Annotated in this window: 17 protein-coding genes and 1 tRNA gene; 4 read left to right on the plus strand and 14 right to left on the minus strand. The window is 61.7% G+C overall.

The genetic code is table 11. The features are described from left to right. Positions 1–97: 97 nt before the first annotated feature. The 6 genes from JQ567_RS21490 to JQ567_RS21515 all read right to left on the minus strand — a co-directional run bounded on the left by JQ567_RS21490 (position 98) and on the right by JQ567_RS21515 (position 8,005). Complete coding sequence (locus JQ567_RS21490) at positions 98–2,002, minus strand: ABC transporter ATP-binding protein (RefSeq protein WP_212440634.1); 1,905 nt, start codon at positions 2,000–2,002, stop codon at positions 98–100. 23 nt (positions 2,003–2,025) lie between these two features. Then, complete coding sequence (locus JQ567_RS21495; protein ID WP_212440635.1) at positions 2,026–2,952, minus strand: glyoxylate/hydroxypyruvate reductase A; 927 nt, start codon at positions 2,950–2,952, stop codon at positions 2,026–2,028. A 25-nt stretch (positions 2,953–2,977) separates the two neighbouring features. Then, entirely contained in the window at positions 2,978–4,306 is a 1,329-nt protein-coding gene (locus JQ567_RS21500) for an FAD-binding oxidoreductase (RefSeq protein WP_212440636.1), read from the minus strand. 145 nt (positions 4,307–4,451) lie between these two features. Continuing rightward, on the minus strand, positions 4,452–5,327 hold the full coding sequence (locus JQ567_RS21505) for an ABC transporter permease (protein ID WP_212440637.1): 876 nt from the start codon (positions 5,325–5,327) through the stop codon (positions 4,452–4,454). A gap of 3 nt (positions 5,328–5,330) precedes the next feature. Beyond that, positions 5,331–6,281, minus strand: coding sequence for an ABC transporter permease (locus JQ567_RS21510; RefSeq protein ID WP_212440638.1), 951 nt, complete (start codon positions 6,279–6,281; stop codon positions 5,331–5,333). Between the two features lie 26 nt (positions 6,282–6,307). Next, entirely contained in the window at positions 6,308–8,005 is a 1,698-nt protein-coding gene (locus tag JQ567_RS21515; protein ID WP_212440639.1) for a peptide ABC transporter substrate-binding protein, read from the minus strand. A 240-nt stretch (positions 8,006–8,245) separates the two neighbouring features. On the opposite strand from JQ567_RS21515, the gene JQ567_RS21520 reads away from it, so the two are divergent. After that, positions 8,246–8,881, plus strand: coding sequence for a helix-turn-helix domain-containing protein (locus JQ567_RS21520; RefSeq protein ID WP_212440640.1), 636 nt, complete (start codon positions 8,246–8,248; stop codon positions 8,879–8,881). A 507-nt stretch (positions 8,882–9,388) separates the two neighbouring features. Here the strand turns inward: JQ567_RS21520 and JQ567_RS21525 are convergent. After that, positions 9,389–9,943: a hypothetical protein gene (locus JQ567_RS21525; RefSeq protein WP_212440641.1), complete on the minus strand. Its 555-nt coding sequence runs from the start codon at positions 9,941–9,943 to the stop codon at positions 9,389–9,391. Positions 9,944–10,146: 203 nt separating this feature from the next. Here JQ567_RS21525 and JQ567_RS21530 point away from each other — a divergent pair, with 203 nt between their 5' ends. Next, on the plus strand, positions 10,147–13,008 hold the full coding sequence (locus tag JQ567_RS21530) for a penicillin-binding protein 1A (protein ID WP_212440642.1): 2,862 nt from the start codon (positions 10,147–10,149) through the stop codon (positions 13,006–13,008). Continuing rightward, positions 13,005–14,030: a hypothetical protein gene (locus JQ567_RS21535; RefSeq protein WP_212440643.1), complete on the plus strand. Its 1,026-nt coding sequence runs from the start codon at positions 13,005–13,007 to the stop codon at positions 14,028–14,030. The genes JQ567_RS21530 and JQ567_RS21535 overlap by 4 nt, the downstream gene beginning before the upstream one ends. A gap of 75 nt (positions 14,031–14,105) precedes the next feature. Here JQ567_RS21535 and JQ567_RS21540 read toward each other — a convergent pair whose 3' ends face one another. The 7 genes from JQ567_RS21540 to JQ567_RS21570 all read right to left on the minus strand — a co-directional run bounded on the left by JQ567_RS21540 (position 14,106) and on the right by JQ567_RS21570 (position 21,768). Next, positions 14,106–14,945, minus strand: coding sequence for an ABC transporter ATP-binding protein (locus JQ567_RS21540; protein WP_409363625.1), 840 nt, complete (start codon positions 14,943–14,945; stop codon positions 14,106–14,108). A gap of 78 nt (positions 14,946–15,023) precedes the next feature. Beyond that, entirely contained in the window at positions 15,024–16,343 is a 1,320-nt protein-coding gene (locus tag JQ567_RS21545) for an ABC transporter substrate-binding protein (protein ID WP_249165593.1), read from the minus strand. 132 nt (positions 16,344–16,475) lie between these two features. Then, the gene (locus JQ567_RS21550; protein ID WP_212440644.1) at positions 16,476–17,603 is read right to left on the minus strand and encodes a branched-chain amino acid ABC transporter permease; all 1,128 of its coding nucleotides are present in this window, start codon (positions 17,601–17,603) and stop codon (positions 16,476–16,478) included. Positions 17,604–17,616: 13 nt separating this feature from the next. Beyond that, a complete protein-coding gene (locus tag JQ567_RS21555; RefSeq protein WP_312017442.1) occupies positions 17,617–18,546 on the minus strand; it encodes a branched-chain amino acid ABC transporter permease in 930 nt (309 codons plus the stop codon). Positions 18,547–18,556: 10 nt separating this feature from the next. Continuing rightward, positions 18,557–19,342, minus strand: coding sequence for an ABC transporter ATP-binding protein (locus tag JQ567_RS21560; RefSeq protein WP_212440646.1), 786 nt, complete (start codon positions 19,340–19,342; stop codon positions 18,557–18,559). Beyond that, positions 19,339–21,309 carry an AMP-binding protein gene (locus tag JQ567_RS21565; RefSeq protein ID WP_212440647.1) on the minus strand — a complete coding sequence of 657 codons (1,971 nt, stop codon included), beginning with the start codon at positions 21,307–21,309 and terminating at the stop codon, positions 19,339–19,341. The genes JQ567_RS21560 and JQ567_RS21565 overlap by 4 nt, the downstream gene beginning before the upstream one ends. Positions 21,310–21,693: 384 nt before the next feature. After that, positions 21,694–21,768: transfer RNA gene (locus tag JQ567_RS21570), tRNA-Glu, on the minus strand. Between the two features lie 475 nt (positions 21,769–22,243). Here JQ567_RS21570 and JQ567_RS21575 point away from each other — a divergent pair. Further along, complete coding sequence (locus tag JQ567_RS21575) at positions 22,244–22,696, plus strand: (2Fe-2S)-binding protein (protein WP_212440648.1); 453 nt, start codon at positions 22,244–22,246, stop codon at positions 22,694–22,696. Positions 22,697–22,698 lie beyond the last annotated feature (2 nt).

Here is a 22,698-nt window from a genome sequence, read left to right on the forward strand (position 1 = left end):
GGCTCAACGATCGGCCCCTCGCGCTCACCGCGCCGGAGCGGCACCAATGGCTCGCCTCGCGCGCGCCACCACGCGCGTTGCGATATAACACTCTCGGTTAGCCCGACCATTCTTGGTCCCAAACCTGGACGACGTGGCCCGGTGTGACCTCGCGGTACTGGCGAACCGGAGGCCGGTAGTCGGGCGCGCGCACCGGACTTTTGATTTCGTCGTTGGATACACCGCGCTTCTCGGCGCGGCGCGCAGGATCAGGGATCGGTACGGCCGCCATCAGCTTCCTGGTATAGGGATGCTGCGGATTCCCGAACACCGCCGCGCGAGGTCCGATCTCGACAATTTCGCCGAGATACATGACAGCGACACGGTGGCTCATCCGCTCGACGACCGCGATGTCATGGGAGATGAAGAGATAGGCAAGACCCATGCTCGCCTGAAGGTCGAGCATCAGATTGACCACCTGCGCCTTGACCGAGACGTCGAGCGCCGAGACCGCCTCGTCGGCGATGATCAGCCTTGGCCCGAGCGCCAGCGCGCGGGCGATGCAGATGCGCTGGCGTTGCCCGCCGGAGAACTCGTGCGGAAAGCGCGACGCCATATCTGCCGTCAGTCCGACGCGAACCAATAGATCGGCAACCTTGTCGCGCGCTTGCGACGAGGAAGCCAGTCCATGGGCATAGAGCGGCGCGGCAATCGCCGAGCCGATCGACATGCGCGGATTGAGGCTCGCGAACGGATCCTGGAAGACGATCTGCATGCGCTTGCGCAACGCGCGCAGGGCCCAGGCGCCCATGCCGAGGACATCCTCGCCATCGACCAGCACGGAGCCGCTGTCCGGCTCGACGAGCTTGAGGATGGACCGGCCCGTCGTCGACTTGCCGCAGCCGGACTCACCGACAAGCGCCAGTGTTTCGCCGGCGTGCACGCTGAAGGATATGTTCTCCACCGCATGGACGCGGCCCGAGACCTTGCCGAACAGGCCGGAACGGATCGGAAACCGCGTGGTCAGGTTGGCGACGTCGAGCACCGGCCGCTCTGATGCGGCGACCGTATCGGGCGTCTCCGTCGGTTCATCCGACGTTCCCGTTACCTTATCGACGATCGGAAATCGCATCGGCCGCGCCCGCCCCTCCATGGAACCGAGACGCGGCACGGCGGAGAGAAGCGCGCGGGTATAAGGATGCGAAGGCACAGCGAAGATCCGTGCGGTGCTGTCGGCCTCCACCGCCTGGCCGTCATACATCACCACGGTGCGGTCGGCGATCTCGGCCACCACTCCCATGTCATGCGTGATGAAGAGGATCGACATATCCTCTTCTTCCTGCAGAACCTTGAGGAGCTCGAGGATCTGCGCCTGGATCGTGACGTCGAGCGCGGTGGTCGGCTCGTCGGCGATGAGCAGCTTCGGCCTGCAGGCCAGCGCCATGGCGATCATCACACGCTGGCGCATGCCGCCGGAGAAGCGATGGGGATGTTCATGGAAACGCGATTTCGCCGCCGGGATGCGGACTCTCTCAAGCAGGCGAACGGTCTCGGCCTCGGCCGCCGCGCGCGACATGCCCCGATGGTAGATCAGCGCTTCGGCGATCTGAAAGCCGATGGTCAGCACCGGATTGAGGCTGGTCATCGGTTCCTGGAAGATCATGGCAACTTCGTTGCCGCGCACATCCTGCATGGTCTGTTCGGGTAACGTCAGGAGATCGCGGCCCGCGAGCTTGATGCTGCCCTGGATGCGGCCGCTGTCTTGCGGAATGAGCCGCATGATGGAGAGCGCGGTGACGCTCTTGCCTGAGCCCGACTCCCCGACGATCGCCACCGTCTCTTTCGCGGCAACCTCGAACGACACGTTCCGGACGACGGGAATCCATTGCCCATCGCGGATGAACGAGGTGGTCAGACCCGCGATCGACAGCACCGCGGCCTGCGCTTCTCCGAACGAATCCGTTGCCCGGGGCGGCGTTGCGCCGGTGTCGAGAGGGTCAGGTCCGCTTGGGCCAATACTCATCCTGAAGCTTTCAATGCACGGTTTCAGTAGCCGCGGTCACGATCGACACGACCCGGCAAGGCTTCACCGCGGCGGTGGCGACCGATGGTATCGAGCACGAATTCGACCGCGGTTTCCGGCGTCGTCATGCTCGCAATATGTGGTGTGAGGAGAATGCGCGGATGGTTCCAGAACGGATGGCCCGCCGGCAGTGGCTCCTGTTCGGCGACGTCAAGAACGGCGGCCGACAACAGGCCACGCTCCAGAGCCGCAATGAGGTCTGCCTCGACCAGATGCCCGCCCCGCCCGACATTGACGAGTTGAGCACCACGCGGCAGCGCCTCGAACAGACTCATATTCAGGATGCCACGGGTTTCATCGGTCAGCGGCAGCAGGCAGACAAGGATGTCGGTCTGCGCGAGAAAATCCGGCAATGTCTCCCGGCCGGCATGGCAGCTGACACCTTCTATGGTGCGCAGCGAGCGGTTCCAGCCGGCAAGCGGAAAGCCGAATGGCTTGAGCCGTTCAAGCACCGCCTGACCGAGCAGGCCGAGGCCCATCACGCCAACGCGCCGTTTCGTGGCCGGCGTGATCCGGATCTCGCGCCAGATCTGCTGGCGCTGCTGGGCGATGAAGTGCACGAGATCGCGGTGCAGCGCGAGCACGGCCATGGTGGCATATTCAACCATGCCCTCCGCGATACCGGGCTCCAGCATGCGGACGAGCGGAACATGGGGTGGAAGCTGCGAGAAATCGAATTGATCGACCCCTGCTCCGACCGAGAAGATGAGTTCGAGATTGGGGAAGGTTGCGGCGATGTTTTCCGGCGGGCTCCACACCGCGAGATAGCGCACCTCTGCCGGATCGCCGACATCGGGCCAGAGCCGGAACGGCAGCTCCGGGGCGCGCGCCGCAAAATGGCGGGCCCATTCGAGGCCGCGGGTCGCGTTGGCCTTGTAGAGGAATGTCATTGCGAGCTGCCCCGATCCGACACCGCTAGAACAGAGCGACCGGCGCAAGTGGCCGGCCGTCGATGAGGCGCAAATGGCTGTACGCCGCCGGGTCGACCAGTGGCGTATCGCCCGTCACGATGTCGGCGGCGAGCTTGCCGGCCGCCGGTCCGATGCCGAATCCATGACCGCTGAAGCCGGTCGCGAGAAAAAAGCCCGGCAGGGAGTCGACGGGAGAAATCACTGGAATGGTGTCGGGCGTCGTATCGATTGTGCCTCCCCAGGCCTCCGCGACTTCGATGCCCTTTAACTCGGGATTTGACTTGATCAGCGCCGCGAGCGCCGAATTGACCAGCGACATGTCCGGCGCGGGATCGCGCACCCGCTCGGTCTCGAACGGCGAAGGCTTGTCGAGGCTCCAGTTGGTGCCGCGCATGACCTGATCGAAAAACGACTTTCCGAACGACAGCTTCAGTCCCTTGCGGCGCTGCTTGTAGGTCGGCCAGAAGGTTTTGGCATAGCGAAACAGATCCGGCGACACTTCCACCGTGCCGCGGCCGCGCAGCGCCAGCGTGAAGCCGCCATCGAGGCGGCGGCGGATGCAATAGAAGTCGGTGCCGAGCGCGCCCATCGTGATTTCCGGCGCCGGCGTGGTGCGGCACGCGGTGGCGTTGACGAGGCCGATCGGCAGCTCGATGCCGTGGCGCCGGCAGAACAGCGACGACCACGCCCCTCCCGCCAGCAGCACGGACTGCGTGCGAATGGCCCCCTTCTCGGTGACGACCGCGCTCACCTGGCCGCCCTCGGTTTCGAGCCCGCGCGCGGCGCAGCTCTGATGAATGGTCACACCGTGCTTGCGCGCGGCGGCCGCGAGCGCCGGCACGGCCATCGAAGGCTCGGCGCGCCCATCGCTCGGCGTGTGCAAACCGCCGACCCAGCTGTCGGCATTGCCGGGCACGCGCTCGGCGACCTCGGCCGCCGACAAGACGGTTGAATGAACCTGCTGTTCGCGCGCGATCTCGGCCCACTTCTCCCACGCGGCCAGTTCCTGCGGGTTCTTGGTCAGGAACAAGACGCCGGTGCGCCGAAAGCCGGCATCGACGCCGGCGTCGTTCTGCATGTCCTCCCACAGCCGCAGCGCCTCGCGGGCCAGCGGAATCTCGGCACGCGCGCGGCCCTGCTGGCGGCACCAGCCCCAGTTGCGGCTCGACTGCTCCGCGCCGACATGCCCCTTCTCGATCAGCGCGACGGAGTGTCCTTTCTTCGCCAGATGATAGGCCGCCGAAACGCCGATGACGCCACCGCCGATGACGACAACATCGGCTTGCGCCGGCAAGCGCTCGTCGCTTGTGATGCGGCTGAGTGGCGGGGACATGAAACTCTCCTGACAATAACGTTGATCGAAGCTAGAGCCTATTCCGTTCCGATTGTATCGGAACGGGGCTCTAGGTTTTTGTTTTGACGCGTTTTCTTCACGCGAACCGGTATCCACTTCGCTGGAAAACGCTCTAGTTGGCGCTTCATGGGATGTTCATGCGCGGATCGAGGGCGTCGCGCAGTCCGTCGCCGAGGAAGTTGAAGCTGGTCACGGCGAGCGTGATGGCAATGCCTGGCGCAATCGCAAGCCAGGGCGCACTCGTCATATAGATCTGCGCATTGTTGAGCATGTTGCCCCAGCTCGCGGCCGGCGGCTGAATGCCGAATCCGAGGTAGCTGACATAGGATTCGAGCAGGATCGCCTTGGCGACGTTGAGCGTGGCCGCAACCACGATCGGCGCCATAGCGTTGGGCACGAGTTCGCGGAACATGATCCGCAGGTTCGACGAACCGAAGGCGACGGCGGCGATCGCGAACTCGCGTTCGCGAAGCGAACGGACCTGCGCTTCCACCACGCGGGCGACGCTCATCCACGCGGTGGCCGCGATCAGCAAGGTGGTGGTCATCAAGCCCGGCTCGGTGAGCGCCGCGAGCGCCAGCAGGAGAAAGATCGCCGGGAAGCACAGCACGGCATCGACGAACCGCATCAGCACGGCACCGATGACGCCGCCGTAGAAGCCCGCGAAAGCGCCGACAAGGATGCCGACCGCCATGGCGATGGTCATGGCGACGATGCCGATGGAGAGCGACACGCGACCTCCCATCATCAGCCGCGCCAGCACGTCGCGGCCAAGTTCGTCGGTGCCAAGTATGTGAGCTCCCGACAATGGCGGCGCGAACCGCTTCATGATGTCGATAAAGGTGTCGTCGAACGGCAAGAGATAAGGCCCGAACGCCGAACCCAGCACGAGGATGACGATGGTCACGGCACCCGCCAAAGCGAGCCGATGACGGCGAAAGCGCTGCCAGGCGGCTTGGCCGGGAGCAAGTTGGACGGTCTGCAAGGCTGCGGTGCTCATCGCCTATCCCACCCTGATCCGAGGATCGACGACGGCATAAAGGATGTCGGCGAGAAGCGAACCTATCAGCACCATCATGGCCGAAAACATCAGGATGCCCATCACGACGGGATAATCGCGATAGCCGATCGAATCGAGGAACAGCCGGCCCATGCCGGGCCAGGTGAACACGGTTTCGGTGACCAGCGCGCCGCCGAGCAATGTTGGAAACTGGAGGCCCGCAACTGTTATCATCGGCAGCAGGGCGTTGCGCAAGGCATGCACCGTCAGGATGCGCCACTCCGGCATCCCCTTGGCGCGCGCGGTGCGGATGTAATCCTGGTTGATGACCTCGAGCATGGAGGAGCGCATGAAGCGCCCCCAGATGGCGGTCTCGACAAGTGCCAGCACCACGGCCGGTGCGATCAGATGATGCAGGAGATCGAGCAGTGAGCCGTCACCGATCGTGTGCCGGTTGCCGGACGGCAACCAGCCGAGCTTCACCGAAAACAGATAGATCGTGACGAGCCCAAACCAGAACGTCGGAATGGAGAGCGCGATCATGGCGCCGACAGTTGCCAGCGAATCGAACAATGAATAGCGGCGCACGGCGCCAAGCACGCCGATCCAGCAGCCGAGCAGTACCGCTATGAGGGTCGCGGTCGCCATCAGTTCGAGCGTGGCGCCGAGATGAGAGCCGATGACGGACAGCACCGCCTCACCGTCCCGATAGGATCGACCCCAGTCGCCTCTGAGCATGCGGCCGAACCAGTCGAGATACTGGATCGGCAGCGGACGATCGAGGCCGAGCTGCCTGGTGACGCGATCGAGGTCCTCCTGCGTCATTTGCGCCGAGGCGGCGAATTGCGAGAGCGGGCCACCAGGCGCCAGATGGAGGATCGCAAAGCCGAGCGCCGAGACGATCACCAGCAACATGATCGCCTGCATCAGGCGATTGGCGACGTAACGGGCCATTCAGGCAATCCCCCGGATCAGACGCGTCAGGTCCAGTACCATTCGCGGATGTTCCAGCAGTTGGACGAGGCGTTGATGTTGTGCCGGAAGCCCTGCAATCCGTCCTTGACGCCCTCGGTGATGGTGCCCTGGAACAGCGGCAGCACCGCGAGGTCGTTGCGGATCAGCTTCTGAAGGTCGCCATAGATCGCCTTGCGCTTTGCAAGATCGAACTGCTTGGCGCCCTCGGCGAGCAGCCGGTCGGCCTCCGGACTCTGGTATTGATAGGTGTTGAAGCCGCGTCCGCCTTTGGCCGGGATGGCGCCCGAGCCGAAGCGCGGCGTCGCGTCCGGATCGCTGCCCAGCATGAAGTTCACGGACACCAGGACCGAATTGAACTTCGACTGCTGCCAGAACTCGCCCCAGATGACCGCAGCCGGCATGTTGTTGACGCGCATCGCGGCGCCGATCGCGCGCCAGTCCTGAATCAGCAGCTGCTGGGTTTGCTCGCGCACGGCGTTGCCGGACGTGGTCGAATTGGTGAATTCGAGCTTGGCGCCGCCCTTCTCGCGGATGCCGCCTGCGCCGCGCACCCATCCCGCCGCATCGAGCAGCGCATTTGCCTTCGCCGGATCATAGCTGTGCTGCGGCAGGCCCTGCTGGAACGACCAGGCCTGTTGCGGCACAAAACTCTCGGTCTGCGTCGGCAGACCGTAATTGAGCGCGTCGATGATCGCCTTCTTGTTGATCGCGAGATAAAGCGCCTCGCGCACCGTGCGGTCGGTGAATGGACCGAAATCCAGGTTCGGCGCGACATGCTCCACCGAGGCCGTCGACGACACGAAAATCTTGCGGCCACGCAGCGTTTTCGCCTCTTGCACGAAGTTCGGCAGGATTCCCTGCAAGCCCGTGTAATCGACCTGGCCGGTGCGGAACTGGGTGTACAGGACGGTCAGGTCCGGGATGTATTTGAAGACGACGCGCTCCAGATAAGGCCCTTTGCCGTGGTAGCCGGTATGGGCGTGCAACAGGATGTGGTCGCCAGGCACGCGCTCGCCCCAACGGAACGGTCCGGTCCCGACCGGCGCATTGTGGAACGGCGAGCTGTTCGGATCCGAGACCTTCTCCAGGATGTGTTTGGGCACCATGCAGGTCAGCGACAGGATCGACATATAGGGCGAATACGGCGCCTCCATGCGCCAGTGAACCTCGTCGGGCGCGACGACCTTGATGTCCTTGACCAGGTTATGGCCGACGCGGTTCCGCGCGCGGAAATCCGTGTTGTTGATCAGCTCAAGGGAGAACTTGACGTCATCAGCCGTAAACGCCGTGCCATCATGCCACTTGGCGTTACTGCGCAGCTTGATCTTCCAGGTCAGACCGTCGGCCGAAAGCCCGCCGTTCTCGATGGTGGGAACTTCGCGGGCCAGGTCAGGAACGAAGTTGCCATCAGGATCGATGAACCACAGCGGCGAGAAGACTTGCCACCAAACGCCCTGATCGACCTCGATACCGGGCATCAGGGGGTGAAAGACGGTCGGCTCCTGCGACAGCGCCGCGATCACCTGCCCGCGTGGCTTGGCGGGCGGATTGCCCGGACGTTCCGTCTGGGCAAATGCCGAGGCCGTAGCACTCAGTCCCGCCGCAGCGCTCGCGCCAATCAGCATGAACTGGCGGCGGTTCGGTACGCCGAAGGCCGAGTTGCCCAATGCGGGAATGTCGAATTTGCCCGTTTCGTCCGCCATGACCGTCTCCGTTTTCGCGCGCGCGGCACCGATCCCCCGTGCCCGATCTCGAAAACCCGGCAACGCAGAGGTTAGCTGAGCTTTAGTAATTCTAATTATTTGCATCCAAATTTCATCACAGCTAAATAAACGAGTCAATCCTATTGATGGTATGGTCCGATTATTCGATGAAACTGATCGCCGCTCGGGCGGCGGGTCCAGAGACGGTTGGGGCTACGAGACGATGCACGGGAGAGCGACATGGCTGGCCGCGGCGGCGTGAGCGTTCCGAAGAACGCCCAGGCGATCGAAAGCGACGACGCGGTCGATCAGCGGCGGCTTGGCGAGACCGTGCGGCTGCTGCGCCAGCGCGCAGGCTTCTCGATTCAGGACGTCGCCAAGCGTACCGGCCTGTCCACCGGCATGATCAGCCAGCTCGAACGCGCGCTCGCCATGCCGTCCGTGCGCACGCTGCGTCTCCTCAGCATCGCTCTCGACGTGCCGATCTCCTATTTCTTCGGAGCAACCGACACCGGCGAGCCGCAGCGCTATATCGTGCGGAAGAATGATCGGCGGCTGCTTCGGCTCACCGCCAGCGGCGTCGTCAAGGAAGCGCTCACCCCTGCCGAGAAGGGTGAACTTGAGCTCTATGAACTCACGCTCAACCCTGGCGGCTCGTCGGGCACCGACTTCTTCCAGCACACCGGTGAAAAGGCGGGCTACATATTGTCGGGCAGCCTGCGTCTGTGGCTCGACCACGAAGCCCATGTCCTGGAGGCGGGCGATAGTTTCCGCTTCCCGAGCATCGTGCCGCACATGTTCGACAATCCGACGCAGCAGGTAGCGCGCGTCATCTGGGTAACGACGCTGCGCCGAACCGATCCGCCTGCCGGTTGAAGTGCGGTGCGGCCGCCGCGCGGTCCGCGGCACCTCACGCGAGTCTGCGCAAATCGGCAAACCCGCGTGGTGCGCGTAGCAAGCTGCTGATGCGGCCTGTGCGCTCAGTCATCGAGCGGCCGGCTATCCCATACCTGCCGCGATCAATCCACCGTCAACGACTATTTCCGTCCCTGTTATATATCGGGCCTCATCCGACGAACGCGAACGCATTGTTCGAACGACCACGATCGGGGCGAAGCTTTTGAAATCCGCCTACGCGATGTGGGATGTAGCCATGGATGACGTCGCAAGGAAAATAGACACCAAGGAACTCGAGATGTTCCTGCGAACGCTTAAGCAACTTGAGCAATTGGTCCCTGTCAACGACTAGAGTTCGGCCATCATAGGCATGGTCCTGCCGCTGCGTGACCAACAAGGCGATGAAAACCGAGCCTCGCCGCCAATACTGCAAACTGGCGTCCAGGCGCCGTCGCTACGACTGCAAATCACTTCGAGCGCAAAACTTCACTCATCCAGTTTCTTGCTCAGTTCAGGATCGAGCTTGTTCCGGTCGACAGACTGATAGAACGTGATGGGTCTGCATTTTCCCTCGAAATCCGCCAGCACGATGGCCGTCCACGGATTCGTGGTCTCGCCCGAATTGTCGCGGAGGTCCGGCATGACCTTGCGGGCAGCGATCACATACCAAGCGCGACCAGTCGTTGCGGCCTTCGCAGCCGCAGCGAACTCATCCAATATTCCGCGCAGATTTTTGCGCATTTCCTCTTCGGTGTCCCCGCGGAGGTATTTTCGAGACGACTTTCCCGCCTCTCCGTACTCATGATGAATGTTCAACTGCAGTCGGGCATCGTCCACTTCGATCTTGGTCACCCGTATCGCCGCGCCGCCTTCGCGAAGATAGTCTCGCACCCGGACATCGCAGGCTAAAAATCTGTCCGCGGGCGGCTGAGCGACGCTCGCTGCAGGGTTCTTTTTTCGAGGAGCGGCATCCGCAGGCATCGTGGCGATGGCGGTGCTGAAGAGCGCCGCGGCAAGCACGACTGGAAGAAAGGTGCTCATGACTGCGTTGCCAATGTGGTATTTTTAGAACGCACTGGCCGCAGCGTTGGTTCCGCGGCCCGGCCAGGTCGGCGCGGTGCTGGAGGCCCGGAAAAGCGGGCGGCGACGCCTCGGGAACTTTTTCCTCAACACAGCCTTGTCTATAGTATCGTTCTACAAGAACGGGACCTTACGGAGGCGGCTTTTTCGACCGTCGGCAGGTCATGGACTCGATTCTCATCAAGATCTTCGCCACCGCGCTTGCCTTCAGCCAGGTCACTACCCGGCCGGATGCGGTCAAGACGGAGTTCGATGCGGTGCGCGACCGCTTCGAGGTGGCGCAGCTTTTGAATGCCGGCTGCGCCCACATGCGCAAGGCCTTCGACATCGAGGACATCAACCTCGACGATCTGATTGCCACTGCCATGGATGACAAGGAGGCGCTGAGCAGCGAGATCAAGGCGCTCAAAGGACTGAATCTGGCCGACCTCCACGTGACCTACAGGGAGTTCTGCAAAGTCGAGAAAGTGGAAGGATCGCCGGTCGATCTTGGTCAGGTCATCGCTTTCTACAACAGCGCGGTCAAGGATTTGCCCGACGCCGTGCAGCTTAAGCACCTCAGGCTTCCTGGCACCAGCGTAGTCCTCGACAACAAGCGCGAGCGCCTTGCCGAGATTTACGAGCCGAACAATCGCCGCGTCTGGGTCAAGCTTGCGGATATCCCAGAAGAGGTGCGCAACGCATTCATCGCCGCCGAGGACAAGCGTTTTTTCCAACACGCAGGCATTGACGAGCGCGGACTGGTCCGCGCCTTCATCGGCAACTTCACGCATCCTGGCCGGCCGCAGGGCGGCTCGACCATTACCCAGCAGGTCGCCAAGAATCTGCTGGTGGGCAACGACATCACTTACGAAAGAAAACTGCGCGAAATGATCGTTGCCTCGCAAATGGAGCGCGCATTGACCAAGGCGGAAATCCTCGAGCTCTATCTCAACTCGATTTATCTCGGTCGCGGAGCCTGGGGCATCGAGATGGCGGCGCGCAGCTATTTCGGCAAACCAGCCAAGGCGCTCTCCGCCGTCGAGGGCGCGCTACTCGCCGGGCTCGCCAAGGGACCGAACTACTTCAATCCCGACCGCCACCCTGAGCGCGCGCGCGAGCGACTTGCCTACGTGCTGGGCCGCATGCAGAACGACGCCATGATCGACGCCGCCTCGGCGCAAGCAGTATTGCCGCAGCTTGTCGAGTACCGGCCGACGCGACGGGACTTCGGCTTTCACTTCGTCGATCACATCGCCCGCGAGGCAAAGGTGGTCGCGGGCCTCGATACTCTCACCAGTTCCTCCTACACGGTGCGCTCGACCGTCAACTCGGCCTTGCAGCGCACAGTCGAAGCTACATTGCAGGAGGGCCTCGCGCGATACGAGCTGAACACCAATCGGTACAAATTTGAGGGACCCGAGGCAAACATTTCCAATGCTGTGCGTCTGAGTGCGGCTGACCTGAGGGCCACGGAACCGGCCTGGCTCGTGGCCTTGAAGACGACGCGGCTACCTCTCTATGACGTTCACTGGGAATCGGCGGTCGTCATGGAGAATACGCGTGGCAAAAGCGGCCATGCGATCAACGTCGGTCTGACCGACGGAAGCATCCTGCCGCTGAACACCTGGAGCGCCGCGATCCGGCGCAGTCTCAAGCCGTACGACGTGATCTACGTGCAGGTGCGCAAAGCCAATGGTAAGCAAGCGGCGCGTGCCGATCTGCGCATTCGACCGACCGTGCAGGGAGCGGCGCTCGTACTCGAGAACGAAACCGGCCGCATTCTCGCGATGGCGGGCGGCTTTTCCTATCCGGCAAGCCAGCTCAACCGCGTCGTTCAGAGCCTGCGGCAACCCGGCTCCACCTTCAAGCCGCTGACCTACCTCGCCGCCCTTCGGAAGGGATTGCAGCCCAACACGCTGGTGCTGGACGAACCTCTGACGCTGGCACCGATCGGGGCGACGGCCTCCGGCCAGCGCGGTTTCTGGTCGCCGAAGAACTATGACGGCGGCGCTTCGGGCGCCATTACACTGCGGCGTGCGCTGGAAAACTCCCGGAATCTCGCCACCGCGCAACTGCTCGCGACCGGTCTCGACGACAGCGCCGAGCGAGGCCTCGACCAGGTCTGCTTGCTCGCGATGGAAGCGCAGCTCTACAAAGAATGCATGCGCTACTACCCGTTCGTGCTCGGTGCCCAAACGGTGCGGCTCATCGACCTTGCGGCGTTCTATGCGGCGATCGCCAACGAAGGCGCACGACCCCAGCCCCATGCGATCGAAACGATCGAACAGGACGGCCGCCCAATCTACCGGCACGATCCGCATGCGGTGTCCTGGATCGGCTTCGCCGACCGCGCATCGTTTTACCAGTTGAAATCAATGCTGCAGGGCGTGCTCGCGCGCGGAACTGCGCGCGGAGTTAAGCATCTCTCGCCCTATGTCGGCGGCAAGACTGGAACCACCGATAATTCAGCCGATGCCTGGTTCGTCGGTTTCACAAATGACGTCACCATCGCCATCTGGGTTGGCTACGACAATGGCGACGGCGGGCGCCGCACCCTTGGGCGGGGCCAGACCGGAGGAAAAGTCGCACTGCCGATGTTCGAGCCGATCGTGCAGGCAGCCTGGGAGCTGCACGCTCCCAAGACGGCGTTGAACGGCCCTTCGCGCGAAGCCATGCGTCAGCTCGTTGCTCTGTCGATCGATCCCCATACCGGCGATCCTGCACCGGCCGGCTCCGGGCGCGCTTTCACCGAATACCTCAAGAGGGATCCGTCGGGCAGAATCGATGATACGCAATTCCGGATCGTCTCACGTGCAGAAAGCTACGCCCATCGTGGCGGTCATGACGGAGACGATGGGCCATTCCAGCCGTGGTCCTACGATAACCGCCTTTACGGCGATAACCGGCCGCCCTTTCCATTCCCGAACTGGCGTCTTGGTCCGCGCGAATATCCTTCCTGGCGCGGAAATCCCGATGACGAGGACCGCCTCCCGCGACCGCCGCTCCGGGTCGATCCCGATTATTTCTGGCGGCGGCTGAATTGAGCATTGACGCCATGAGACTGCACCGTGCCGCTATCCTCATCGCCGCCTGCGTCGCCACTTGCACAGGCGCGGCCGCGCAGGAATTCCAGCTGGAAGACGTGCCCGCAGCCGCCAGCGTTCCGATCGCACAGATCAAACCTCGCACAGTCATCTTCGCCGACCAACGCAACGACAAGCTCGCCGATTCCTCGACGGGACTCATTCCTTTCGACGATTGGGCCCGCTCACGTCCGGTTCAGCGGCGCTTCCTCTCGCTCTTCCCGAGCTTCGTTGAGCCCACGCTCAACCAACAAACGAAGCTGACGCTCTCGGTCTACCAGGCGGAGGCGCGGTTTCGACTTCCAAGACCGGCAGCGGCATTGGATTTGTCGCGGTATGCGAATGTAGCGTTCCTCGAGCAGATCGATCCGGCGGTCAAGCACCGGCCGATCACGGCGGCCGATGCTGTTCCCAACAAGGACACGGGCGTCGCCGCGCACAACCGTCCGCCGAATCGCCGCTGGTGCGAGGACGCGAAGGCGATCTGCGTGCAGTCCCGCTACATGTTCGAAGGGAAAATTCCGGCGGGCATTCAGCTTGCCAACAAGCTGCGCGAGGAGAGCAAAAGGCCCATTCCGGATTTCATCGAGTTCCAGAGTGAGATCGGGGTGGTCACGCAGCCGCACCTTGCCGAGCTGCCGAGCCTGACAGGACTCGACTCCACAGTCACCGGCGGGCTCGAGCAGAACATCTTTTGGGTCAACCAGGTCATCCAGTTCGGCAAGCTGCTTGCGATTCTGCAACAACATCCGACCGAGCGGGACGCCGCCATCGCGACGGTCTACATCCTGATTGTGGTCAGGAACGACGTGCTGAACAAGCAAAGGGAATACAGCAAAACTCCCGTTCTGCGAAACCTCGTGCCCGCGCAACTGCTCATGGGCAACAGCTCCTTCAACAGCGGCTATTCGCTGAGCGCCGGCCTGCCGAAATACGCCAGAGGCCGCATCAAGGCGATCGCCGACATGATGGAGCGGGAATGAGCAGATCGCGTGCGGCGACCAATGGACGCCGGTAGATGGACAGATCGCGTTTGACCGATCACTTGGCGTCGTCGCCTAAGCGAGCCAGCGTTTGCGCCGCTTGTAGTGCTTCCCGTCGCGGAATGATTTGCGCTTGTCCCCGGCGACGCCAAGATAGAACTCCTTGACGTCCTCATTTGCAGCGAGCGCCCGCGCCTCGCCATCCATCACCACGCGGCCATTTTCGAGAATGTATCCGTGGCTGGCGTATTTGAGCGCCATATGGGTGTTCTGCTCGGCGAGAAGAAACGAGACACCTTCCTTGACGTTGAGATCTTTCACGATCTCGAAGATCTCTTCGACGATCTGCGGCGCGAGGCCCATCGAAGGCTCGTCGAGCAGGATCATCTTCGGGCGCGACATCAGCGCACGCCCGATCGCGCACATCTGCTGTTCGCCGCCCGACGTATAGCCGGCGGTCGAACCACGCCGCTCCCTGAGACGGGGGAAATAGGCATAGACCCGCTCCAGATCCTGCGCGATCGCGGACTTGCCGTCCCTGCGCGTGAAGGCGCCGGTCAGGAGATTCTCTTCGACAGTGAGGTGGGCGAAGCAGCGCCGCCCCTCCATCACCTGAATGCAGCCGCGCCGCACCAGTTCGCTTGGCGATAGCGACTGCACTTCGACGCCGTCGAACAGGATCGAGCCCTTGGTGACCTCGCCGCGCTCCGCATGCAGCAGATTGGAGACTGCCTTCAGCGTCGTTGTCTTGCCCGCGCCGTTGGCGCCGAGAAGCGCGACGATTCCGCCCCGCGGCACATCCAGCGATACACCTTTCAGCACCAGGATGACGTGACTGTAGACAACCTCGATATTGTTGACCGACAGAAACGGCGCTGCCGCTTCTGTCGCCGTAGAAGCCTTGGGGATCGACACGCGGTCCTCTCCAAACGGTTGCAGCTTTCGAAAGATCCGGGAGGAGGCGAGCGCCGCTCCCGGATCGTTGGTAAGCGCTCAGCTTTCCTTCGAGCAGTCGCGCGGCTTGATGTTCTTCTCCGCGGCATACTTCGCGGAAACCTCGTCGACGAGCGGTTCGGTGTCGGATTGGTTGGCCGTGTACCAGTCGGAGATGATTTTCCAGCCCTTGCCGTCCCACTGCTGTACGCGCCCGTCCCGCGCGCCCTCATGGTCGGAGCAGGAAATCTTGATCGGCTTCAGCATGCCCTCAAAGCCGAGTTCCTTGAGACGTGCCTCGGGAAGGTTGAGGTTCTCCAGGCCCCAACGGACCTGCTCGCCCGTCAGCGGCTTCTTGCCGAACTTTTCCTGCGCCTTGCGGATCGCCTCCACGCCGAGCATGGCGTTCGTCATGCCGCGGTTATAGAGAACTTCGCCGACCTTGCCAGGCTCCGACAACCCTTTGCCCTTTGCATAGACGTGCTTCTCGATGTCGGCATGAACGGCGAATTTGCCTGCGCCATGCTGAAGCATCAGCGCCTTGTAGCCAGCGGCTTGATCGCCGGCGGGGACTACATCCGGCTCCGCGCCCGACCACCAAACACCGATCATCTTTTCGCGCGGATAGGCAACGGCCGCGGCTTCCTTGACCGCAGTGCCGTTCATGACGCCCCAGCCCCAGACCAAGACATAGTCCGGCCGGTTCTGGCGGATCGCCAGCCATTGCGACTTCTGTTCGACACCGGGGTGCGTGACCGGGATCGGCGTGAACTCAAAGCCGTGCTTCTTTGCCAGCACCTGCAGCATCGGGATTGGCTCCTTGCCGTAAGGGCTGTCGTGATAGAGCAGCGAAATCTTCTTGCCTTTCAGCTTGTCGATGCCGCCGACCTCCTTGGCGATGTGCTGAATCGCGATATCGGCCGCAGACCAATACGTGCCGAGCAGCGGAAAATTGTACGCGAACACGGCTCCATTCTTGGAATCGGCGCGGCCATAGCCCATCGTGATAATCGGGATCTTGTCAGTCGCGGTCTTTTCGGTGAGGGCGAAAGTAATGCCGGTCGACAGCGGATTGATGAAGGCCGCGCCGGTCGGGCCCTTCCCCTTGAGACGCTCGTAACACTCAACGCCCTTGTCGGTGGCGTAGCCGGTCTCACATTCCTCGACCAAAAGCTTGACGCCGTTGATACCGCCGTCACGCTCGTTGACCAGATTGTAATAGTCGGCCACGCCATTTGCATACGGCACGCCATTCACGGCGTACGCGCCCGTCCGGTAGGACAGTATCGGAATGAACTGCTCGTTCTGCGCCGCAGCCGGAGCGGCAAGCGCTGCGCTTGACAACATGGCTGCTGCCAGCATCAGTTTGTTGCGTACCATATTGGTTGTCCTCCTCGTTCAGCCCGGTTTTTGCCGTACCGGGTCTTGTTATCGCGGGGCTTACTTGCTCCTTCTGCCAACAACCGCCGCTCCGCGTTGCGATCTACGGCTTCCTTCGCGTCGACCGCCCCTTCAGTAGGGAAACGGCCAAAGTCTGAGCTTCTCCTTGCCAAGCGATATAAGCCGGGCAAATCCATGCGGCTCCTTGATGAGAAGATAGCATATCAACGATCCAAAGATGATGAATTCCAGGTGGGTGATCGTTTCTGTCGACAGCGGCACGCCGAGCTCGGACGGAATCAGGTTCAGCATGATCGGCAGAATGAGGATAAACGCCGCACCGACGAACGGACCCATGATCGATCCCAGCCCGCCGATGATCACCATGAACAGAAGCTGCAGCGAACGGTCGATCGAGAACGCGAGCGGCTCCCACGAGCCCAGATAGACGAACGCCCAGAGTGCGCCCGCCACGCCGAGGATAAATGAAGAGACCGCGAAAGCAGTGAGCTTTGCGTAAAGCGGCCGGATACCGATCAGCTCGGCGGCAATGTCCATATCGCGGATCGCCATCCATTGTCTGCCGAGATTGCCGCGAACGAGGTTCTTCGCCAGAACCGCGAACACCGTTACGAAGATCAGGCACAGCAGATAGCGCTCGATCGGCGTGTTTACGGCCAGACCGAAGAAATCCAATCTTGGCGCATTGACCGACCCTGACGGCGCGTAATTGGCGAACCACGCCACCCGCAGGAACACCCAGTCGAAAAAGAACTGCGCTGCGAGTGTTGCAACCGCCAGATAGAGACCCTTGATCCGCAGACTGGGGACACCGAAGAGGATTCCAACAACCGCCGCCGTGAGCCCGCCGAGCAAAATGGATGCCAGCACGGGCAACGGCGGGATCGAAATCGCAAAGCCAAGCCAGGCGAGCGGAATATAAACGCCGGTCCCCAACTTGTAGGCGGAGTAGGCGCCGATGGCCATGAACGCGCCGCTGCCGAGCGAGATCTGGCCGCAATAGCCGACAAGGATGTTTACGCCGATCGCGGCGAGCGCGAGGATCAGGAAAGGCAGCAGAATGGCGCGTAGCAGATAGTCGCTGCCGAACGGCCAAATATGGAAGTTGGCCAGCAGCGGCACGCCAATGAAGGCGATGGCGAGCAAAATGGCGAGCGCTGTACGGTCCTGGTGGATCGGGAAGATCGCCATATCCTCCGCGTAGGACGTCTTGAATTGGCCAGCCTCGCGATAAAGCACAACTAACTCCTCATCAGATACGTTCGATGATCCGCTCGCCGAACAGACCCTGCGGCCGCACGAGCAGCACCGCCAACGCCAGCACATAGGCGAACCAATATTCGATGCCGCCCCCTATATGCGGCCCCAGGAACCCCTCGGCGATCTTCTCGCCCGCACCAACAATGAGCCCGCCGACGATGGCTCCTGGAATTGAGGTAAAGCCCCCAATGATCAGAACCGGCAGGGCCTTCAGCGCGAGAAACGTGATGGAGAACTGTACGCCCAGCTTGGTACCCCACACGGTCGCTGCAACCAGCGCAACGAGGCCGGCAACAAACCAAACCACGAACCAGATCCAGCTGATTGGAATCCCGACCGACTGTGCGGCCATGTGGTCGTCGGCAACCGCCCTGAGCGCGCGACCGGTCTTGGTGCGCTGGAAGAAGATCGCGAGGCCGGCGACCAGAATGCCGGCGATAAAGCCGCCCCAGACATCCAGCTTGTTGACCAGAATTCCACCTGGAAAGAGGTTTTCAAACAGGAACCAGTTGTCGGTCGGAAACAGCCGCAAAGGGTAAGCATCGGAACCGAAGAACATCTGCGCCGCACCCTCGAGGATGAATGTCACGCCGATAGTGGACATGAACAGCGTGAGGCCGTCCTGGTTGACAAGAGGTCCGATCACGAACCGCTCAATCAGCCAGGCCGTTATCGCCATGATCACGGCGGCGAAACCGATCCCGATGATGATCGCAGCCCAGGTCGGGAAACCCTTGGCCACCAGGAAGTCGAGCGAGCGGACCAGCGCCAGCCCTGCGAGCAATACCATTGCGCCTTGCGCAAAATTAAAGACACCGGATGCCTTGAAGATGAGCACGAAGCCGAGCGCGACCAGCGAATACAGCACGCCGGACAGCAATCCGCCGATCAGCACTTCGAGAAATTGACCCAACGCGATCACGCAATGCTCCTTAGTGCGCGACGCCGAGATAGGCGTCGATGACGGCCTCGTTCCTCTTGACCTCATCCGGCGTGCCGTCGGCGATCTTCACGCCATGATCGAGCACCACCACGCGATGGGAGAGATCCATCACCACGGCCATGTCGTGCTCGATCAGCGCAATGGTCGTGCCGTAATGATTGTTGACATCGATGATGAACCGCGACATGTCCTCCTTCTCTTCGAGGTTCATGCCTGCCATCGGCTCGTCGAGGAGAAGAAGATCGGGCTCCATCGCAAGGGCACGGCCGAGTTCGACGCGCTTCTGCAGGCCGTATGGCAACCGCGCAACCGGCACCTTGCGGATCGCCTCAATTTCCAGAAAATCGATGATCTCCTCGACCCGGCGCCGATGCTCGATCTCCTCTGCCAGCGCAGGGCCGTAACGCAGCATCTGCCACAGAAGGCCCCGGCGCATCTTCAACGTGCGGCCAGCCATAATATTGTCGAGCGCGCTCATGCCCTTGAACAGAGCGACGTTCTGAAATGTGCGCGCAATGCCGCCACGGGACGCCTCGAAAGGCTCCATCCTGGAACGGGTCAGACCCTTGAAGGTGATTGCGCCATGGTTCGGATGATAGAAGCCATTGATGACGTTGAGCATCGAGGTTTTGCCGGCGCCGTTCGGTCCGATGATGGCGCGAATTTCACCTTTCCTGACGTCAAACGAAACGTCCCTCAGCGCCTTCACGCCGCCAAACGCCAGCGATACGCCCTCAACCTGAAGCAAGATTTCGTTGGAGTCCGGCGCCCTCATGCGGCCTTCCCCAGAGATTCCGTCGAACCAACTGTTTGCAAGTCGCAGATCTTGACCCGCGCCGCCATCACGCCCTTGCGGCCATCCTCAAACGTGACTTCGGTCGAAATGTCGGCTTCATGCGAACCGTCGTAGAGCGCCGTGATCAGTGGAGCATAGCGCTCGGCGACGAACCCGCGGCGAACTTTCTGCGTACGGGTCAATTCGCCATCGTCAGCGTCGAGTTGCTTGGGCAAAATGAGAAAGCGGCGAATCTGCGCGCTCGCCATTGCCTTTTCCTCCGCGAGCGAGCGGTTCACCGCGGCAACATCTTTCGCCACCATGTCATATACCAGCGGATGCCCCGCCAGCTCCTGGTAGGAACCGTAGGCGATGTTGTTACGTTCGGCCCAGTTGGCCACAGCGGCCGGGTCGATATTGAGAATGGCGCAAACGAACTCCTTGGAGTCGCCGTAAGCGACCGCTTCCTTGATGTTGGGAAAGAACTTCAATTTGTTCTCGAGGTACTTCGGCGCAAATATCGTGCCGTCGGCCAGCCGGCCGACATCCTTTGCACGATCGATGATCTTCAGATGTCGTGTCTTCTCGTCGAAGAAACCCGCATCGCCGGTCTTGACGTAGCCGTCAGCCGTCAGGGTCTCCGCGGTCTTCGCCTGATCCTTGAAATATCCGACAAACATGCCGGGCGAGCGGAACTGCACCTCACCTGATTCCGCAATGCGGATGTCGACGTTCGGCGCCGCCGGCCCAACAGTATCGGAGTAGATCTCCCCGTCAGGCTGACAGGTGACGTAGAGGAACGCTTCAGTCTGACCGTAGAGTTGCTTCAGGTTCAATCCGATCGAACGATAAAACGCGAAAAGATCCGGACCTATGGCCTCACCTGCCGTATAGGCTACACGTACGCGAGACAGGCCAAGAACGTTTTTGAGCGGCTCGTAGAGTATCAAGCGCCCGAGCGCATAGAGCAGCCGGCCTGACAGCGGCACCGGCTTTCCGGTCAAAATCGACTCGCCGTGCCGTCTCGCGACGCCAAGGAAGTAGTCGAACATTCGCCGCTTGATTGGCGCAGCGTCCTCCATGCGGATCATCAGCCGCGTCAGCATGTTTTCGAAAACGCGCGGCGGAGCGAAATAGAAGGTTGGTCCGATCTCGCGCAAATCCTGCTCGACCGTCTCACCGCTCTCGGGGCACGCCATGCAGAAACCAGCGGCAAGGCCCTGTGCGTAATTGAGATAATGATCGCCTACCCAGGCCAGCGGCAGGTAGGCGAGCGCCACGTCGTTGTCGGTCAGTCGATCGAACCTGACGGTATCCGTCACAGCATCGATGCAGCCTCGCGCCGACAGCATAACGCCCTTCGACGCGCCGGTTGTTCCCGAGGTGTAGAGGATGATCGAGATGTCAGAACCTTCACCCTGCCGGATGATTTCATCGATCTGCCCGCCAAGCCTGGCGTTGGCCGCAAGCGCGGCGCGACCGTCTTCGATGACATCGTGGATTGCGATCAATCGGCTGTGATCGTAGTCATCGAGTCCGCGCGGCTCGTCATAAAAAACCTTGTGGAGATGCGGTACCCGGTCGGATACGGACAAAACCTTGTCGACTAGCTCTTGATCTTGCGCTGCGACAAACTTTACATCGGCGTGAGCGAGGACATAAGCAAGCTCGTCAGCCACCGCATCCGAATAGACCGGAACAGGAATCGCGCGCAGCGCCTGCGCGGCCAACACGGTCCAGTAGAGCTTCGGCCGGTTGGAACCGACGATGGCGATCGTCTCTCCTGGCTGCAGGCCAAGTCGCTGCAAGCCCGCGGCATAAGCCCGCACGATTTCGGCGACCTGGGCCCAGGTCCAAGTCTGCCAGATGCCGAGATCCTTATGCCGAAACGCCGGGCGGCCACCAAACTGCGCAGCATTTCGCAGAAGCAACTTGGGGAACGTGTCAAACGGTCCGCCAATGACCATGTCGTCTCCATCCCAAAAACCGGCGCGTTGGCTCGCGCCTGCTTATGGTGACCTGCGCCCTTCAGGCAGCAGCCATGCGAGGCCCGTATGGTTCACCTCACAATACAAGGGATCGTAAGCCCTACAAGCTCCAGCTTGGTAGCCCTCGACGCGGCTAATTAGCTATTAAGTATTACTGCGAAACCAGGCTCGCGACGTATTCGTTACGGATTGGCCGTTAGCCAGTGGGGCAGATGGAGTATGGGGCCCATGTCGCGACGCCATCACCTCATGTCCGAGATGGGGTCCAAAATACGAAGAACAGCAGTCCGCATGTAACGTCTGCTTTGCACCGGCATCCGTGCGGTGGTCGGGTTCGCAGTCTTGTTCGGAGTGGTGGCAAAATGGCGCTCCCTAGGGGAATCGAACCCCTGTTTCAGCCTTGAGAGGGCCGCGTCCTAACCGCTAGACGAAGGGAGCGTACGGCAGAGGGAATAGCCGTGAAATCGGCCTGCCGCAAGATGGCTTGTGGGGGCGGATGGGAACGTGGCAAACGCCGCAAAACCCGCATCGAGGCCCTGAAAACGGCGGAATCCCTGACCATTGGCCGGGCGAACTCGACCTTGTCTGTTGCCCGGCTTCCGCCGCGGCATGAAAATCCGGCAACTTGCCGGCAGCCCTGCCTTGGACAAACGGCAAACCCCAAACACCTGTCTGTGAAGTCACTGCGGCATCAGCGTCTGATAGCATCGCGGCATTCCTGATGCCGAGGCCGGCCAGGCCAAATCGCGAAAGGACATCCGCAAACAGCAAATTGCCTTGGAAAATTGCCTTGGAAAACTGCCTTGGAATATTGCCTGGGCGGGGAAACCCACGCGGCGATCCGAGCGAATGGAAATGTGTTCCGGCTCGCGCCGCAAACAGATCAACAGCTTAAAAAGAGCGAGGGACAGCCATGATCAAGGTGAAGATAAACGGCCAGGAACAAAATTGGGATGGCGATCCGGATCTTCCGTTACTCTGGTTTCTCCGTGACGAGGTGGGACTGACCGGGACCAAATATGGCTGCGGCCAGGCCCTGTGCGGCTCGTGCACCGTCATCATCGACAAGCAGGCCGTGCGCGCCTGCATCACTTCGGTTTCCGACGTGGTCGGCCGCGACGTCACCACCATCGAGGGCCTGCACCCGACCGGCGATCACCCGTTGCAGAAGGCCTGGCGCCAGCTCAATGTCCCGCAATGCGGCTATTGCCAGACCGGCCAGATCATGCAGGGCGCCGCGCTATTGATGGACAATCCAAAACCTTCCCATGACCAGATCCGCGAAGCGATGGCGGGCAACATCTGCCGCTGCGGCGCTTACCAGCGCATCGAGAACGCCGTGCATCTGGCGTCGACGGGGGTGTGATC

The organism is Bradyrhizobium sp. AUGA SZCCT0431, assembly GCF_018131065.1.
Classification (GTDB): Bacteria; Pseudomonadota; Alphaproteobacteria; order Rhizobiales; family Xanthobacteraceae; genus Bradyrhizobium.